Genomic DNA, 14,193 nt, shown 5'->3' with positions numbered 1-14,193 from the left:
GTCCGCAACTCAAGTGAGTTGCGGACATCCAGGGGAGGGTAAAACTCGCGCCTCGCAGGCCTAAGCTGATGCTTGCCTGCCTACCTGCCCAGGCCGAGCATGCGCCGCACCGCCTTGCGATCGGTACCGCCGCCGGCGAAATCGTCGAAGGCCTTCTCCGTCACCCGGATGATGTGGGCGGCGATGAAGGGCGCCCCTTCCGCCGCGCCGTCTTCGGGATGCTTGAGGCAGCATTCCCATTCGAGCACGGCCCAGGAAGCGTAGTCGTATTGGGCGAGCTTGGAAAAGACGCCGGTGAAGTCGACCTGGCCGTCGCCCAGCGAACGGAAGCGCCCCGCCCTCTCCGTCCAGGAGGCATACCCCGAATAGACGCCCTGGCGGCCCGTCGGATTGAACTCGGCATCCTTGGCATGAAAGGCCTTGATGCGCTCGTGATAGATGTCGATGAAGGCAAGATAATCGAGCTGCTGCAGCACGAAATGCGATGGATCGTAATTGATGTTGGCGCGCTTGTGCCCCTTCAGCCTGTCAACGAAGCGCTCGAAGGTGGCACCATCGAACAGGTCCTCGCCCGGATGCAGCTCGTAGCAGACGTCGACGCCGACCTCGTCATAGGCGTCGAGGATCGGCTTCCAGCGCTTTGCGAGTTCGCCGAACGCCTCATCGATCAGGCCGGCCGGCCGCTGCGGCCAGGGATAAGCGAAAGGCCAGGCCAGGGCGCCGGAGAAGCTGACGCTGGCATCGAGGCCGAGATGGCGAGAGGCTGTCGCGGCAGCCTTCAGCTGCTCCACGGCCCAGGCCTGCCGCTCTCTGGGCTTGCCGCGCACTTCCGGCGGCGCAAACCCGTCGAAGGCCTCGTTATAGGCCGGATGCACGGCAACCAGCTGGCCCTGCAGATGGGTCGACAATTCGGTGATGGCGAGGCCGTGCTTGGCGACCACACCGGCAATCTCGTCGCAATAGGTCTTCGACTCCGCCGCCTTCTTGAGATCGAACAGACGGCCGTCCCAGCTCGGGATCTGCACGCCCCTGTAGCCGAGCGAGGCGGCCCATTTGCAGATGGAATCGAGGGAATTGAAGGGCGCGGCATCGCCCGCGAACTGGGCGAGAAAGATCGCCGGTCCCTTGATCGTGGCCGCCATGCTGCGTCTCCTAAGGTGATGCCTTCGGGCCGCAGAGTCCGGAGCCGCTCTAGGTGCCGGCTCGCCCCCTCGGCCTGGGACCATTTGTCTGACCTGTCCCTCGGCTTGCCTCACCATGGCAAATCCTTCCGGACTGTGCAACGGCGATTTGATGTACGTACACCAGGGAAGGCCGAGACTATCTACGACCTCCCTTCAGACGCGCCGGCAGGCTGGGTCTAGCCCACAAGACAAAGGCCGGACATGAAGCCCGGCCTTGCTCAAACACAGCGATAGGCGAAATCGACGTCCGCTCAGGCTTCCGACATGCCGGGGCCGAGGACGACCACGCGGCCACCGAGAGGGGCGCGGCTGTAGAGGTCGATCGCGTCCTGGACGATCATGCGGATGCAGCCCGAGGAGGCGTTGTGCCCGATGCTGTAGGGCTCGTTGGTGCCATGGATACGGAAGAGCGTATCCTTGTTGTTCTGCCACAGATACATCGCGCGTCCGGTGATCGGATTGCGCGGTCCGCCGCGTACGCCGACACCGCTCTGCAACTGGGTGAGGCTCGGCTTGAGATCGGGACGGCGGGCGATCATTTCCTTGGGCGGATACCAATCGGGCCACTCGCGCTTGTAGCGGATTTCCGCGGTGCCCGACCAGCCGAAGCCCTGCTTGCCGACGCCGACGCCGTAGCGCATCGCCCGTCCGCCACCCATGACGTAGTAGAGGTAGTGCGCCCTGGGATCGACGATAATGGTGCCCGCCTGCTCGCTGGTCGGATAATCGACCTCGGCGCGCAAGAATTGCGGGCCGATACGCTTGGTATCCACGGCCGGCACGACGAATTTACCGTCGGTCTTCTGACCATAGATCGCCTTGTAGTCATAGGTGCCCTCAGGCGTAAGGGGCTGTTCGGGCTGCGTGATCTCATCAGTCGGCCGGCCATCTACCGGCACCGCCGGCAGCGTTGCCGGATCGGCCGAAGCCACGACGACCGGCTTGATTGCGGCTGAATCGGTCACGCAACTGGCCAGGCCAAGGCCCAGCCCAGTCAGCGAAGCGCCCATGAGAAAGACGCGGCGGGAGAGAGACGACATTACACATCCTACTGGGATCGGGAGAACCGGCACTTACAATAAGCAAGACTTCCGTGTTCGGCTGTGCCTTTGCTGCAACGTTCCGAATTTCTTTATATCGCGTTCTCGTGAACGTACCGCCGTTCACATTGGCTTCATCTACGCCTTCCAGATTACGTGGGGTGTGCCTTTGAGCACATGGCGCCCCCAATGAAGGCTTGACCCATCTCTCGCCCGCCTGCACAAGGCGCGCATGGCCCCTCCCCTGCTCTTCCTGCGCGATGTCCAACTGACCTTTGGCGGCACCCCGACCCTCGAGGGAGCCGATCTGTCGATCGCGCCCGGCGAGAGGCTCTGCCTCGTTGGCCGCAATGGCTCCGGCAAGTCGACCTTGCTCAAGATCGCTGCCGGCCTGATCGAGGCCGATCGCGGCGAGCGTTTCGTGCATCCCGGCGCCACGGTGCGCTATCTGCCGCAGGAGCCGGATTTAAGCGGCTTTGCCACCACGCTCGCCTATGTGGAGGCCGGCCTTGGGCCGGGTGATGACGATTACCGCGCGCTCTATCTGCTCAATGAGCTCGGCCTGACGGGCGAAGAGAGCCCCGACAATCTCTCCGGCGGCGAGGCCCGGCGCACGGCGCTGGCCCGCGCACTCGCCCCCGAGCCGGACATCCTGCTGCTCGACGAGCCCACCAACCATCTCGACCTGCCGGCCATCGAGTGGCTGGAAAAGGAAATCGGCTCGTTGCGCTCGGCCCTGGTGCTGATCAGCCACGACCGGCGCTTCCTCGAAAACCTGTCGCGCGCCACCGTCTGGCTCGACCGTGGCCAGACCCGGCGCACGGACCGCGGCTTTGCCTTCTTCGAGGAGTGGCGCGACCAGGTGCTGGAAGAAGAAGAGCGCGACCGCCAGAAGCTCGACCGCAAGATCGTGGCGGAAGAGCATTGGGTGCGCTATGGCGTGACCGCCCGCCGCAAGCGCAATGTCCGCCGCATGGCCAATCTCGCCGCCCTCAGGCAGGAGCGCCGCGATGCCCGCCGTGTCACCGGCGCGGTGAAGCTGACGATGACCGAAGGCGAGGAAAGCGGCAAGCTCGTCGTCGAGGCAATCGGCGTGAACAAGAACTGGGGCGGTCCGCCGATCGTCAAGGATTTCTCCATCCGCATCGCCCGCGGTGACAGGATCGGCATTGTCGGCCCCAACGGCGCCGGCAAGACCACTTTGCTCAACCTCCTGACCGGTGCCATCCCGCCCGACAGCGGCGTGGTGAAGCTCGGGGCCAGCCTGCGGATGGTGACGCTGGACCAGCGCCGCGAGAGCCTGGACCCGCAGACGACCCTCAGCGACACGCTCACCGGCGGCGGGTCGGACTATGTCGAGGTCGGCGGCGAGCGAAAGCACGTCATCGGCTATATGCGCGATTTCCTGTTTCCGCCCGAGCAGGCGCGCACGCCGGTTTCGGTGCTGTCGGGCGGCGAACGCGGCCGGCTGATGCTGGCGCGCGCCCTGGCCAAGCCCTCCAATTTCCTCGTCCTCGACGAACCCACCAACGATCTCGACCTGGAAACACTCGATCTCCTGCAGGAGATGATCGGGGACTATCAGGGCACCGTCATCGTCATCAGCCATGACCGTGACTTCCTCGACCGGGTCTCGACCTCGATCCTGATGAGCGAAGGCGACGGGCGCTGGACGGAATATGCCGGCGGCTATAGCGACATGGTGGCCCAGCGCGGCGGAGGCGTCGCCCGCAAACCGGCCGAGAAGGCGGAAACGCCCAAGCCGGCCGTCGCGGATCAGGCAGCGGCCGGTTCGGCGCCAGAGCGCAGCGGCAAACGCAAACTCTCGTTCAAGGAGAAGCACGCCCTCGAGACCCTGCCCGGCAAGATCGACCAGCTTGCCGCCAAGGCAGCGAGCCTGCAGGAGCGGCTTGCCGACCCCGACCTCTTCGCCAAGGATTCGAAAAAATTCGCGGAGCTCAGCCAGCAGCTTGCCAAACTCGAAGCCGAGAAGGCGCATGCCGAGGAGGAATGGCTGGCACTGGAGATGCTGCGGGAGGAAATCGAGGGATGAGTGGGCTTCGCAACAAGCCCCGATAAGAACTATTCCATAGTAATATCAAAAGCTTGCAATCTCTCTGGAAAGGCAACAAGGGTGTGTTCCCCGGAGCAAGGCGCGTTCAGATGGAGACGCTGTTTTGCCCGATCCCGTTGGTTCGCCGCGTCTTTGCGATTCTGGGCGATTTCTCCAGACGGCAAAACGCCTTAGCTTTCCGGAACGACCCATGTCTGCCTTCCGACGTCTTGCACTGATCCTGGCTTTGCTCGGAGCGCCCCAGGGAGCGCTTTTGGCGGTCTCGCCCGCCTGGGCCCAGTCCAAGCCGGCTCCCGCCGCTGCGCCGATCACCGATGCCAAGAGCTGGCACGCTGCCCTGCTCCGGCAGGTGGGGGCCAATACCCTGTTTCCGAACCTGCCCCAACCACCCGTGAAGGAAGGCGAGACGCCGCCACCCCTGCCATCGGCGCAGGTCACGGTCCAGTTTGTCCTCGATCGCAACGGCCAGGTGCTGTCGGCAACGGTGGTCCAGGGCTCCGGCAAGAGCGAGTTCGACCAGGCCGCGCTCGACGCGCTCAAGCGGGCCGCGCCCTTTCCCAAACCGCCGGCCAATGTGAGCGGAGAGACCTTTCCGCTCCGGCTTCCAATTCAATTCAGGGGCGGACCGCAGCCCCAGAACCCGCCCAAGGCCAAGCCGCCCCGCCCGAATTGAGTGCGAATCCCCTGCATCGGGGTTGTCCGCAGTTGCAGCGGAACCAGCTGAAGGATCGGCGCCGGGCCTTTCGTGATGCCCTTTTTGCGCAGCGCCTTGCCGAGATCGCGTTCCAGGTCGGCGACAAGGCCCGGGACGAGACCTTCGTCATTCTTGACAAACGCCATCGGCAGCTTTTCTGCTGACTGTGACCGATATCGATCGAGATCACGCTGCCGTCATCTTTCCTCCCTAGAGCGTTTTGCGATTTGGCGGGATGGCCAATTCCTCACTCCCTTGTCGCAGGGCCCGTCATGATCACCACACATCGCTTGTGCCCGACGACCAAGGACAGGCTGCTGCCCCACACACTGCAGCCAGGTGAGCCCCTCACGGGGGATGTCCTGTGGATCGACCTGCTCAACCCGACGCGCGAGGAAGACCAGCAGGTCGAGGCGCTGCTCGGCATCTCCATCCCCACCCATGAGGATATGGACGATATCGAACCCTCCGAGCTGATCTGGTCGGAGAACGGCACGCGCTACATGACCACCCGCCTCCTGGTGAACGTCAACACCAGCGAGCCGGACATTTCGGCGGTGACCTTCATCCTCACGGCCAGCGTCCTGGTGACGGTGCGCTACAGCGAACCGAAATCCTTCACCACCTATACGGGCCATGCGGTCAAGGCCGGCGGCTGCGGAGGCAGTCCCGAGGCGATCATGGCCGGGCTGATCGATGCCGTCATCGACCGCGCGGCCGAGGTGCTGCAGGACACCGGCGAGCGCCTCGACGCGCTCTCGCGCGGCGTGTTCAAGGAATCCGTCAAGCAAGGCAATCGCAACGCCACCCTGCAGCGCACCTTGCAGGCGCTCGGCCGTCATGGCGACCTCGTCTCGAAATCGCGTGAAAGCCTGGTCTCGATCGAGCGGGTACTGTTGTGGTTTTCGGCGGGCCTCAAAGCCGCCAAGGTGCCCTCGGAGCTGCGCGAGGAAGTCAAGATGACGTTGCGCGACCTGCAATCACTCGAGGAACACGCGACCTTTCAGTCCGGCAAGATCCAGTTCCTGCTCGACGCCACGCTCGGCCTCGTCAATCTCGAACAGAACAACATCATCAAGCTCTTTTCGGTGATGGCCGTGATCTTCATGCCACCGACATTGGTGGCCTCGGTCTACGGCATGAATTTCGAGAACATGCCGGAACTCAAATGGGCGCATGGCTACCCAATGGCCCTGATCCTGATGGTGGTGGTCGCCATCGCCCCCTATGTGTTGTTCCGCTGGAAGAACTGGCTGTAGGCCCCCATCATCCAGCGGCGGGGCGGACTACCTTTTCGCTGCAGGCCGTGCCAGGGCGGCCCGGCCGCGCGAGGTGAGGCAATAGCCGATGGCCCGGTAGCCCGCCTTGATCACCGCGATCGAATCCATCTGGCTGGGCAATTCCGATCGCGTTTTCTGCGAGCCGTCGGGCAAATGGAAGACGGCCTCGCACCAACCGAACTTCCGGCACATATGGCCGGCCTGCCCGCTGATCGACGGTCTCAGTTCGCCCGCTTCTAGAGCCGCCAGATAGGCTCGTTCACGAGGGGTCGGATCACGGTCCGGCAAGGGCATGAAGTTCATGACGGTCCCTATCGTCGCTTTCGATGATGCCGGCACCTGCCGAGCCGTGAAGACTTGAGAATGACCAGCGCCCTGACAGGGGCACCGGTGCTGTGTCCAAAGCAGTTGAAAGGCATTGGATGTTTCCGCTCTATTCCGCCGCCGCAGCCGTTCCCCTGCTGCCGTGGCCGTTCTCCAGCGCGGCGGGCACGCCGGCCTTCCCCGTCTCGTCCTTCGGCCCCACGAGGGGACCGAAGAGGAAGGAAATGCCACGCGTGAGATCATCCATGACCGCATAGAAGGACGGTACGAAGATCAGCGACAGCAGGGTCGAGACGATCAGGCCGCCGATCACGGCAATCGCCATCGGTGCCCGGAACTCGCCGCCATCCCCATGTCCCAGCGCCGTCGGCACCATGCCGGCCACCATGGCGATGGTGGTCATCACGATCGGCCGCGCGCGTTTGCGCCCGGCATCGATGATGGCGTCATGGCGGTGCATGCCATGCTTGACCCGCTCCACCGCGAAGTCGACCAGCATGATGGCGTTCTTGGTGACGATGCCCATCAGCATCAGGATGCCGATCACCACCGGCATCGAGATCGAGTTGTGGGTGGCGAGCAGCGCCAGGACCACGCCGAGCATCGACAGCGGCAGCGAGAGCAGGATGGTAATGGCGTGGAAGGGGCTGCCGAGCAGCAGCACCAGCACGCCCGCGACCATCAGAAGGCCCGTCCCCATCGCCATGGCAAAGCCCGAGAACACCTCGGCCATCACTTCGGCGTCTCCGGTGGGCGCGAAGACCACGCCCTTGGGCAAGTTCTTGGCCTCGGGCAAGGCCATGGCCAGTTCCAGCGCCTCGCCGATCTCGAGCCCCTTGCGCAGGTCGGCGCCGATCTTGACCTGCCGCTCGCGGTCGTTGCGCTCGATCGAGGTCGGCCCCTGGCCGAACTCGACATCCGCCACCGCCGAGAGCGGCACGCTGCCGCCCGAGGCCGTGGTCAGGCTGAGCGCTTCGATCAGGCCGAGATTGCCGCGGGATTCCTCGGTCAACTGCACGCGGATCGGCACCAGCCGGTCCCCGGCATTGAACTTGGCCAGATTGGCGTCGATGTCGCCGATGGTCGCCACGCGCACAGCCTCCGAGATCTGCTCGGTGGTGATGCCATAACGCGCGGCATCGTCGGTTCGCGGCAGGATGCGCACTTCCGGCCGTTCAAGACCGGTATTGGCAGCGACATTGTTGAAGCCGGGCACATGGCGCATGGCGCCTTCCAGGCGCGACGACGCCAAGGCGAGGGCCTTCGGATCATTGCTCTTCAACGCCAGGTTGACGTCGCGCTCGCCATTGTCGTTGACGCGCCAGGCCCGCATGTCGGGAATGGCGGTGAGGATGCGCGCAATGTCGTCCTGGATGGCGAGCTGGTGGCGTGCGCGTGTCTCACGCTTGGTGAGCTTGACGTAGATCGCCGCGCGCCGCGGGTCGAGCTGCCCGGTCGGCGAAGTGCCGCCGATGACGAAGACCTGCTCGACTTCCGGGATCTTGCGGATGGCGGCGACCACCTCGTCGGTCTTGGCCTGGGTATTCTCGAGCTTGCCGCCCGGCGGAATCTCAGCGGAGATGACGACGCGGGCATTGTCCTCCGGCGGAATGAAGCCCTGGGGCAGGAGGCCCATCAGACCGAAGGTCACGATCAGGAGCCCGAAACCGGCCACGATGGTCAGATAGGGCGAGAACCAGCGCGCCAGCGTCATTTCCAGGAAGCGGGTATAGGCCCGCATGATCACGCCGTCGCGCGCCTCGACATGGGCATGAGGCCTGAGGAAATAGGCCGTCATCATCGGTGTGATCAGGCGAGCGACAAGCAGCGAGAAGAACACCGCCACCGCCACGGTCAGGCCGAACTGCTTGAAATATTGGCCGACGATGCCGCCCATGAAACTCACGGGCGCGAAGATGGCGATGATCGTCATGGTGATCGCCATCACGGCGAGGCCGATCTCGTCCGCCGCCTCGATGGAGGCGCGGTAGGGCGACTTGCCCATCTTCATGTGCCGGACGATGTTCTCGATCTCGACGATGGCGTCATCGACCAGGATACCCGTGACCAGCGTGATGGCGAGCAGGCTGACGAGATTGAGCGAAAAGCCCATCATGCTCATCGCCCAGAAGGTCGGAATCGCCGAGAGCGGCAAGGCGATCGCGGCGATCAGCGTGGCCCGCCAGTCGCGCAGGAAGATCAGCACGACGATGACGGCGAGAATGGCGCCTTCCACCAAAGTCTGCATCGCCGCTTCGAAATTGCCATAGGTCGAGGCGACGCCATCGTCCACCACCGCATAGCTGACCTCGGGATGGGCCTGGTGCAGCGCCTGGATCTTGGCGGCGACGGCCGCCGCGACCGTGGTGTCGCTGGCGCCCTTGGAGCGGAAGACAGAGAAGGCGACGATCGGCGTCGAGCCATTGATGCGCGCAAACGAGGTCTGGTCGGCATAGGCGTCGGTGATGTCGGCGATCTCGTTGAGGCGCACCTGCCGGCCGCCGGGCAGCGTGATCTTGGTCTCCTTGAGTTCGTCGACCGTATGAGCGCCGGCCAGCGTCCGGATGGCCTGTTCGCGATTGCCGACCTCGCCCTTGCCGCCCGACAGGTCGACCGTGGTCGCCTTCAGCACACGGTTGACGTCGGCGGCGGTAATGCCGAGCGAAAGCAGGCGATCGGGATCGACGGCCACCCGGATCTCGCGCGTCACGCCGCCGATGCGGTCGACACGGCCGACGCCACGCAGGCTCTGCAGGTCCCGCTTCACCACATTGTCGACATGCCAGGACAGCTGCTCCAGCGTCATGCCGGGGGCCGTAGCCGAATAGGTCATGATCGACTGCGACTCGATCTCGAGGCGCGCAACCACCGGCTCCTCGATGTCACGGGGCAGCTCGGTACGGATCTTGGTCACCGCATCCTTCACGTCGTTGAGAACGCGGTCGGTGTTGGTGCCCAGCCAGAACTCGATGGCAACCGTCGAGGTGGAGTCGGTGATGGTCGACTGCACATGCTTGACGCCGGCGACACTGGTGACCGCGTCCTCGATCTTGCGCGTCACCTGGGTCTCCAGCTCGGAGGGCGCCGCGCCGACCTGGGTCACCGTCACCGTGATGACGGGGATATCGATATTGGGGAATTTGGTGATCGGCAGATTCTGGAACGAGACCCAGCCAAGCGCCATCAGTACCACGAACAGGACGATCGAAGGCACCGGATTGCGAATGGACCAGGCCGAGACGTTGAAAGACATCGGCGCCTCACTTGGTCTCGGTCGCGGGCTGGGCGACGCCAGCCCCATCGACGGCGCTGACCTTGTCGCCATCGCGCACGAAGGTGCCCGCGGTAGCGATCACCTTGTCGCCGGCCTTGACGCCCTCGACGACCTCGGCCTGCTTTTCGGTACGCAGGCCGAGCTTGACCGGCGTGGTCGCCACGACACCGTCATGCACGATCTGCACCGTGGCGCCGTCCTCGGTATAGAGAACCGCCGATTGCGGTACGAGCACGCCTGTATGGTTGGCCACCGCCACGCTGGCGCGGCCAAAGGCACCGATCGTCAGGCCCGGTGCCTGGTCGATGGCGATGCGCACGCGTCCCAGGCGCGTGACAGAATTGACCTCGGGCGAGACCAGGCGCACGCGAGCCACGAAGGGTTCCTTGCTGCCCGCCGTGGTGACCTCGGCCGTCATGCCGGGCCGGATGCGCGCCAGCGTTGCCTCCGGCACATCCGCTTCGAGCTCGATGTCGCCGTCGCGAATGATACGGAACAGCGGATCGCCGGATGCCGACGCGATCGCGCCGATACGGGCGGCCCTGCGGCTGATCACGCCCGCCGCCGGTGCACGCACCTTGGTATGCTCGAGACGCACCATCAATTCGGAACGCTGGGCATCGGCGAGCTTCTTGTCGGCCCTGGCCACGGTCAGGGCGTGTTCGGCCGATGCCGCACGCGCATCCGCCATCTTGGCGGCGGCTTCGCGCTGGTCGAGCTGCTCAGCCGTGGTGTTGCCGGTCCGGACCAGGGCCTTGGAACGCGCATAAGCGCTGGCGGTCTGGTCCTGATTGGCCTTGGCCTCGGCGATCGCACTCTCGGCCTGGGCAATCGCGGCCTCTGCCCTGGCGGTCTGCGCCTCGTTCTGCGCGAGCGAAGTATCGATGGTGGTGGTCGAGAGCTCGGCCAGCACCTGGCCTTCGCTCACGCGGTCCCCTTCCTCGACCATGATCTTGTCGACGGCATAGCCCTCGATCTGGGGCGAGACCAGGATCTCCTCGCGTGCCACCAGATTGCCGGTCACCACCGCATGCTCGGTGATGGCACCGGTCGTGGCCGGCGTCACCGTGACGGCCGGTGGCTTGGTGATCACCACAGGCGGGGGCGGCGGGTTGAGACGGGCCATCAGAGGCTCGCGATAGGCATAGAGAACCGCGGCCGCGACGATGACGACAAGCATCAGGATGGTGAGCTTGGTGTACCAGGGTGTGCGGCGATATTCGACCGTCTCTCCACGGGATCGGCCGGACAGGCGCACCGCCGTCAGGCTTGCCTCGTCGGCAAAGCCTTCCTCCCGCCGCTGCCGCTCGCCATCGCGCTCGGGCCGGTTCTGCTTTTCAACCGCGGACATGGGGCTTTTCCTCTGAAACGGGCGGAGAGCCCGGAGAATCTGACATCACAGGCAAAGGACGATCGAGCGGGATCTTTCCCGACATCAGTGCGTCCATAACGTTCACCAGCAGCCGGAAGCCGTCCTCGACATCGAAATCCGGCTCCAGGGCGCGACGGGTGAACATGCCGTCTCCCATTGCCGAAAGCACGGTGATCACGGCCGCGCTGTCCACCGATGGGGGGATCTGCCCCGAGGCCTTGGCCGCTTCCAGGATCGCGACCATGAAGTCGTTCACCTCCTTGTCGACGGCCGCACACATCTCTGCAACCTGCGGGTTGCGGCTGGCCTCCGCCCAGATCTCCATGAACTGCACGCAGCGCTCGCGCGGCGTTTCAAGGAAATGCTTGCGTCCCAACGCGACGAAGGAACCCATGACATCGCTGGAACGCGCCACATTCATGAAATCGGCGCTGAAACGTTCGCGATCGCGCTCAATCAGGCCCGACACCAGAGCCTCTTTGGAGGAAAAATAGCGGTAGAGATTGCCGGCGCTCATGCCGGCTTCCCTGGCGACGTCCTGCATGGTGGTGCGGTGGAATCCGGTGCGCTGGATGCACACCTCGAAGGCATCGAGGATGTGATTTCGACGCGCGTCGACTCCCTTTGCAATCGTGGGAGGCGACGGCACCACCCCTGCTTCGATCACCACTATCACAACCCCAAATGAGAATGAACGTTCATTCTCGGTATCAGAGATTGTACAAGAAGCCAAGTCACACTCGTTCGGCCGGGCGGGATCATGCTTCCCATCCAACGGCGGAATTAAGGCGAAAGACGTATACCAGCACGGAAACAGCTGCAAAACCTGCCGAAACCAGCGCCAAAAGCCCCTCCGCAGCGCGAAAGGGCGTCATATTACAGTTAACTAGGAGTTATTGCCTCAGCACGTCACCCAGCCAGACCGAGTGTCCGGCCGGAGGCGGGACGGCGCGAACGCGCGATCAGGCCTCGAAGTCGAGCACCAGCAGACCGTCGACACCACCCTGCGTCGCGGCCACGAGAGCCTGTGCTACCGTGGCGTGATGCGGATGGGGCAGGTAGGCGTCGCGGGCCGCCGCGTCGACAAAGTCCACGGTGAAGGCGTGGCCATAACCGCGCGCCAGGCCCTCGGGGCTGTTGTCGCTGCCGATCTCTATCTGCAGGATTCCCGGAATCTTGGTCTTCATGCCCCGAATGGCAGTCAGCAACGTCTCCGTCTCCTGTTTCGACAGGTCCGGGCGCAGGCGGGCGAGAACGATGTGGCGGATCATGGTGTTTCCCTGCTCAGGAGCCGAAATTGACGGCGGGCAGCGGCTGCCTGCCGGCGATGAGATCGGCGCCCTTCTCACCGATCATGATGGTGGGCGCGTTGGTGTTGGAGGAATTGACGATCGGCATGATCGAGGAATCGCAGACACGCAGCCCCTCCAGCCCCCGGACCTTGAGCTCGGGCGTCACCACGGCCATATCGTCGATCCCCATCTTGCAGGTGCCGGCGGGATGGTGATCCGTCTTGCAGGTTCGGAAAGCATAGTCGCTCAGATCCGCCTCGCTGACCTTGTCCGGGCCAGGCATGCGCTCGGCAAGGATGAAAGGCTCCAGCGCCTTCTGGCGCAAGATCTCGCGCGCCATGCGCAGCCCCTCCAGCGACATCGCCTTGTCATAGGGATCGGACCAGTAATTGGGATCGATGAGGGGATGGTCGGCCGGATCGGCGGATTTGAGCCGCACGGTGCCGCGGGAGCGCGGCTGCAGGAAGGCCGAGTTCAAGGTCACGCCGGCATTGCGCAGCCGGGCGACGCCCGCCTCGATGCCCGAACCGGAACCGAGATGGAACTGGATGTCGGGCGAACGGGCGGCCTTGTCGGCATAGGCGAAGCCGCCGGTCTCGAACAGGGTCGAGGCCACCGGCCCCTTCTTGAACAGGAGATATTGCAGCCCGGCCCAGGCCGTGCGGTGGGGCTTGGCGACATTGTCATAGGTGTGGTCGCCCGTGCATTCGGCAATGACATAGAGATCGAGATGATCCTGCAGATTCTCGCCGACGCCGGGCAAGTCATGCACAACCTCGACGCCGACCTCTCTCAAATGGGCGGCCGGGCCGATGCCGGAGAGCATCAGCAGGCGCGGCGAGCCGATGGCGCCGGAGGAGATAATGACCTCGCGCTCGCAGCGTATCTGGCTCCTGCCGCCCTTTCCGGCAATCTCGACGCCGACGGCCCGCCCCTTCTCGATGAGAATACGGGTGACCATGCCGTCGGTGCGGACGGTCAGGTTCGGCCGCTTGCCCTCGATCGGCTTCAGATAGGCGGCCGCGGCGGAAGAACGCCGGGCATTGCGCACCGTGACCTGGTAATGGCCAACCCCCTCCTGGCTGGCGCCGTTGAAATCGGCATTGTAGGGCAGGCCATATTCCTGGCCGGCGCGGATGAAGGCCTCGTTGATCGGCAGGGGATTGATGGGAATGGAGACACCGAGCGGGCCGCCGGCACCATGATAGCTGTCGATGAAGCGCTGATTGTCCTCGGCCCGTTTGAAATATGGCAGGACCTCGGCATAGCTCCAGCCCTGGCAGCGATGCACATAGGCCCAGACGTCGTAGTCGCGCGGATTGCCGCGAGTGTAGATCTGCGCGTTGATGGAAGAACCGCCGCCCAGCACCTTGGCCTGGGTGTACCAGAGCACCCGTCCATCCAAATGTTTCTGCGGCACCGTGGACCAGCCCCAACTGGCGATGCCCTTGGTCATCTTGGCAAAGCCTGCCGGCATGTGGAAGAAAGGGTGGCTGTCGCGCCCGCCCGCCTCGATCAGGAGGACCTTGACCGCCGGATCCTCGCTCAGCCTTGCCGCCAGGGCACAGCCGGCCGGCCCGGCCCCGACGATGATATAGTCTGTCATGTCGAACTCTTTCCGGGTGCGCGGACGTCCCGTCCGCCCTTCCTCTCCGCAAG

General features: G+C 64.4%; 12 protein-coding genes. 4 read left to right on the top strand and 8 right to left on the bottom strand.

From position 1 onward, the window contains the following. Positions 1 to 80 precede the first annotated feature (80 nt). Positions 81 to 1,142 (bottom strand): sugar phosphate isomerase/epimerase family protein, encoded by a 1,062-nt coding sequence (locus ACTJKX_RS01170; RefSeq protein ID WP_394310368.1) that lies wholly within the window; start codon positions 1,140 to 1,142, stop codon positions 81 to 83. A gap of 293 nt (positions 1,143 to 1,435) precedes the next feature. After that, positions 1,436 to 2,224 carry a L,D-transpeptidase gene (locus ACTJKX_RS01165; RefSeq protein ID WP_311933680.1) on the bottom strand — a complete coding sequence of 263 codons (789 nt, stop codon included), beginning with the start codon at positions 2,222 to 2,224 and terminating at the stop codon, positions 1,436 to 1,438. Between the two features lie 232 nt (positions 2,225 to 2,456). Between ACTJKX_RS01165 and ACTJKX_RS01160 the strand changes: the two genes are divergently transcribed. The 4 genes from ACTJKX_RS01160 (at position 2,457) to ACTJKX_RS01145 (ending at position 6,251) form a co-directional block, all read left to right on the top strand. Then, positions 2,457 to 4,277, top strand: coding sequence for an ABC-F family ATP-binding cassette domain-containing protein (locus tag ACTJKX_RS01160; protein WP_440724111.1), 1,821 nt, complete (start codon positions 2,457 to 2,459; stop codon positions 4,275 to 4,277). 211 nt (positions 4,278 to 4,488) lie between these two features. Then, entirely contained in the window at positions 4,489 to 4,971 is a 483-nt protein-coding gene (locus tag ACTJKX_RS01155) for an energy transducer TonB family protein (RefSeq protein ID WP_440724110.1), read from the top strand. Positions 4,972 to 5,003: 32 nt separating this feature from the next. Then, positions 5,004 to 5,156: a hypothetical protein gene (locus tag ACTJKX_RS01150; protein WP_440724109.1), complete on the top strand. Its 153-nt coding sequence runs from the start codon at positions 5,004 to 5,006 to the stop codon at positions 5,154 to 5,156. A 108-nt stretch (positions 5,157 to 5,264) separates the two neighbouring features. Next, the gene (locus tag ACTJKX_RS01145) at positions 5,265 to 6,251 is read left to right on the top strand and encodes a magnesium transporter CorA family protein (protein WP_440724108.1); all 987 of its coding nucleotides are present in this window, start codon (positions 5,265 to 5,267) and stop codon (positions 6,249 to 6,251) included. 27 nt (positions 6,252 to 6,278) lie between these two features. Here the strand turns inward: ACTJKX_RS01145 and ACTJKX_RS01140 are convergent, their stop codons facing one another. From ACTJKX_RS01140 to ACTJKX_RS01115, 6 genes are all read right to left on the bottom strand, one after another. Next, complete coding sequence (locus tag ACTJKX_RS01140) at positions 6,279 to 6,575, bottom strand: hypothetical protein (protein ID WP_440724107.1); 297 nt, start codon at positions 6,573 to 6,575, stop codon at positions 6,279 to 6,281. A gap of 130 nt (positions 6,576 to 6,705) precedes the next feature. Then, positions 6,706 to 9,849 (bottom strand): efflux RND transporter permease subunit, encoded by a 3,144-nt coding sequence (locus tag ACTJKX_RS01135; protein ID WP_415083412.1) that lies wholly within the window; start codon positions 9,847 to 9,849, stop codon positions 6,706 to 6,708. 7 nt (positions 9,850 to 9,856) lie between these two features. Next, entirely contained in the window at positions 9,857 to 11,221 is a 1,365-nt protein-coding gene (locus tag ACTJKX_RS01130; protein WP_415083414.1) for an efflux RND transporter periplasmic adaptor subunit, read from the bottom strand. Further along, entirely contained in the window at positions 11,208 to 12,017 is an 810-nt protein-coding gene (locus ACTJKX_RS01125) for a TetR/AcrR family transcriptional regulator (protein ID WP_440724106.1), read from the bottom strand. The genes ACTJKX_RS01130 and ACTJKX_RS01125 overlap by 14 nt, the downstream gene beginning before the upstream one ends. A gap of 187 nt (positions 12,018 to 12,204) precedes the next feature. Then, positions 12,205 to 12,513, bottom strand: coding sequence for a Dabb family protein (locus tag ACTJKX_RS01120; RefSeq protein WP_311933698.1), 309 nt, complete (start codon positions 12,511 to 12,513; stop codon positions 12,205 to 12,207). Between the two features lie 13 nt (positions 12,514 to 12,526). After that, on the bottom strand, positions 12,527 to 14,140 hold the full coding sequence (locus tag ACTJKX_RS01115) for a GMC family oxidoreductase (protein WP_440724105.1): 1,614 nt from the start codon (positions 14,138 to 14,140) through the stop codon (positions 12,527 to 12,529). Positions 14,141 to 14,193 lie beyond the last annotated feature (53 nt).

The sequence above is a fragment of the Labrys sp. 22185 genome (assembly GCF_052045555.1).
Lineage (GTDB): Bacteria > Pseudomonadota > Alphaproteobacteria > Rhizobiales > Labraceae > Labrys > Labrys neptuniae.
This window is presented reverse-complemented; position numbering and strand designations above follow the sequence as displayed.

Bases quoted from the DNA above. Each gene is read 5' to 3' on its own strand.
- ACTJKX_RS01145 (WP_440724108.1), top strand. From the start codon at position 5,265: ATGATCACCACACATCGCTTGTGCCCGACGACCAAGGACAGGCTGCTG.
- ACTJKX_RS01170 (WP_394310368.1), bottom strand. From the start codon at position 1,142: ATGGCGGCCACGATCAAGGGACCGGCGATCTTTCTCGCCCAGTTCGCG.
- ACTJKX_RS01160 (WP_440724111.1), top strand. From the start codon at position 2,457: ATGGCCCCTCCCCTGCTCTTCCTGCGCGATGTCCAACTGACCTTTGGC.
- ACTJKX_RS01165 (WP_311933680.1), bottom strand. From the start codon at position 2,224: ATGTCGTCTCTCTCCCGCCGCGTCTTTCTCATGGGCGCTTCGCTGACT.
- ACTJKX_RS01155 (WP_440724110.1), top strand. From the start codon at position 4,489: ATGTCTGCCTTCCGACGTCTTGCACTGATCCTGGCTTTGCTCGGAGCG.
- ACTJKX_RS01120 (WP_311933698.1), bottom strand. From the start codon at position 12,513: ATGATCCGCCACATCGTTCTCGCCCGCCTGCGCCCGGACCTGTCGAAA.
- ACTJKX_RS01135 (WP_415083412.1), bottom strand. From the start codon at position 9,849: ATGTCTTTCAACGTCTCGGCCTGGTCCATTCGCAATCCGGTGCCTTCG.
- ACTJKX_RS01130 (WP_415083414.1), bottom strand. From the start codon at position 11,221: ATGTCCGCGGTTGAAAAGCAGAACCGGCCCGAGCGCGATGGCGAGCGG.
- ACTJKX_RS01115 (WP_440724105.1), bottom strand. From the start codon at position 14,140: ATGACAGACTATATCATCGTCGGGGCCGGGCCGGCCGGCTGTGCCCTG.
- ACTJKX_RS01140 (WP_440724107.1), bottom strand. From the start codon at position 6,575: ATGAACTTCATGCCCTTGCCGGACCGTGATCCGACCCCTCGTGAACGA.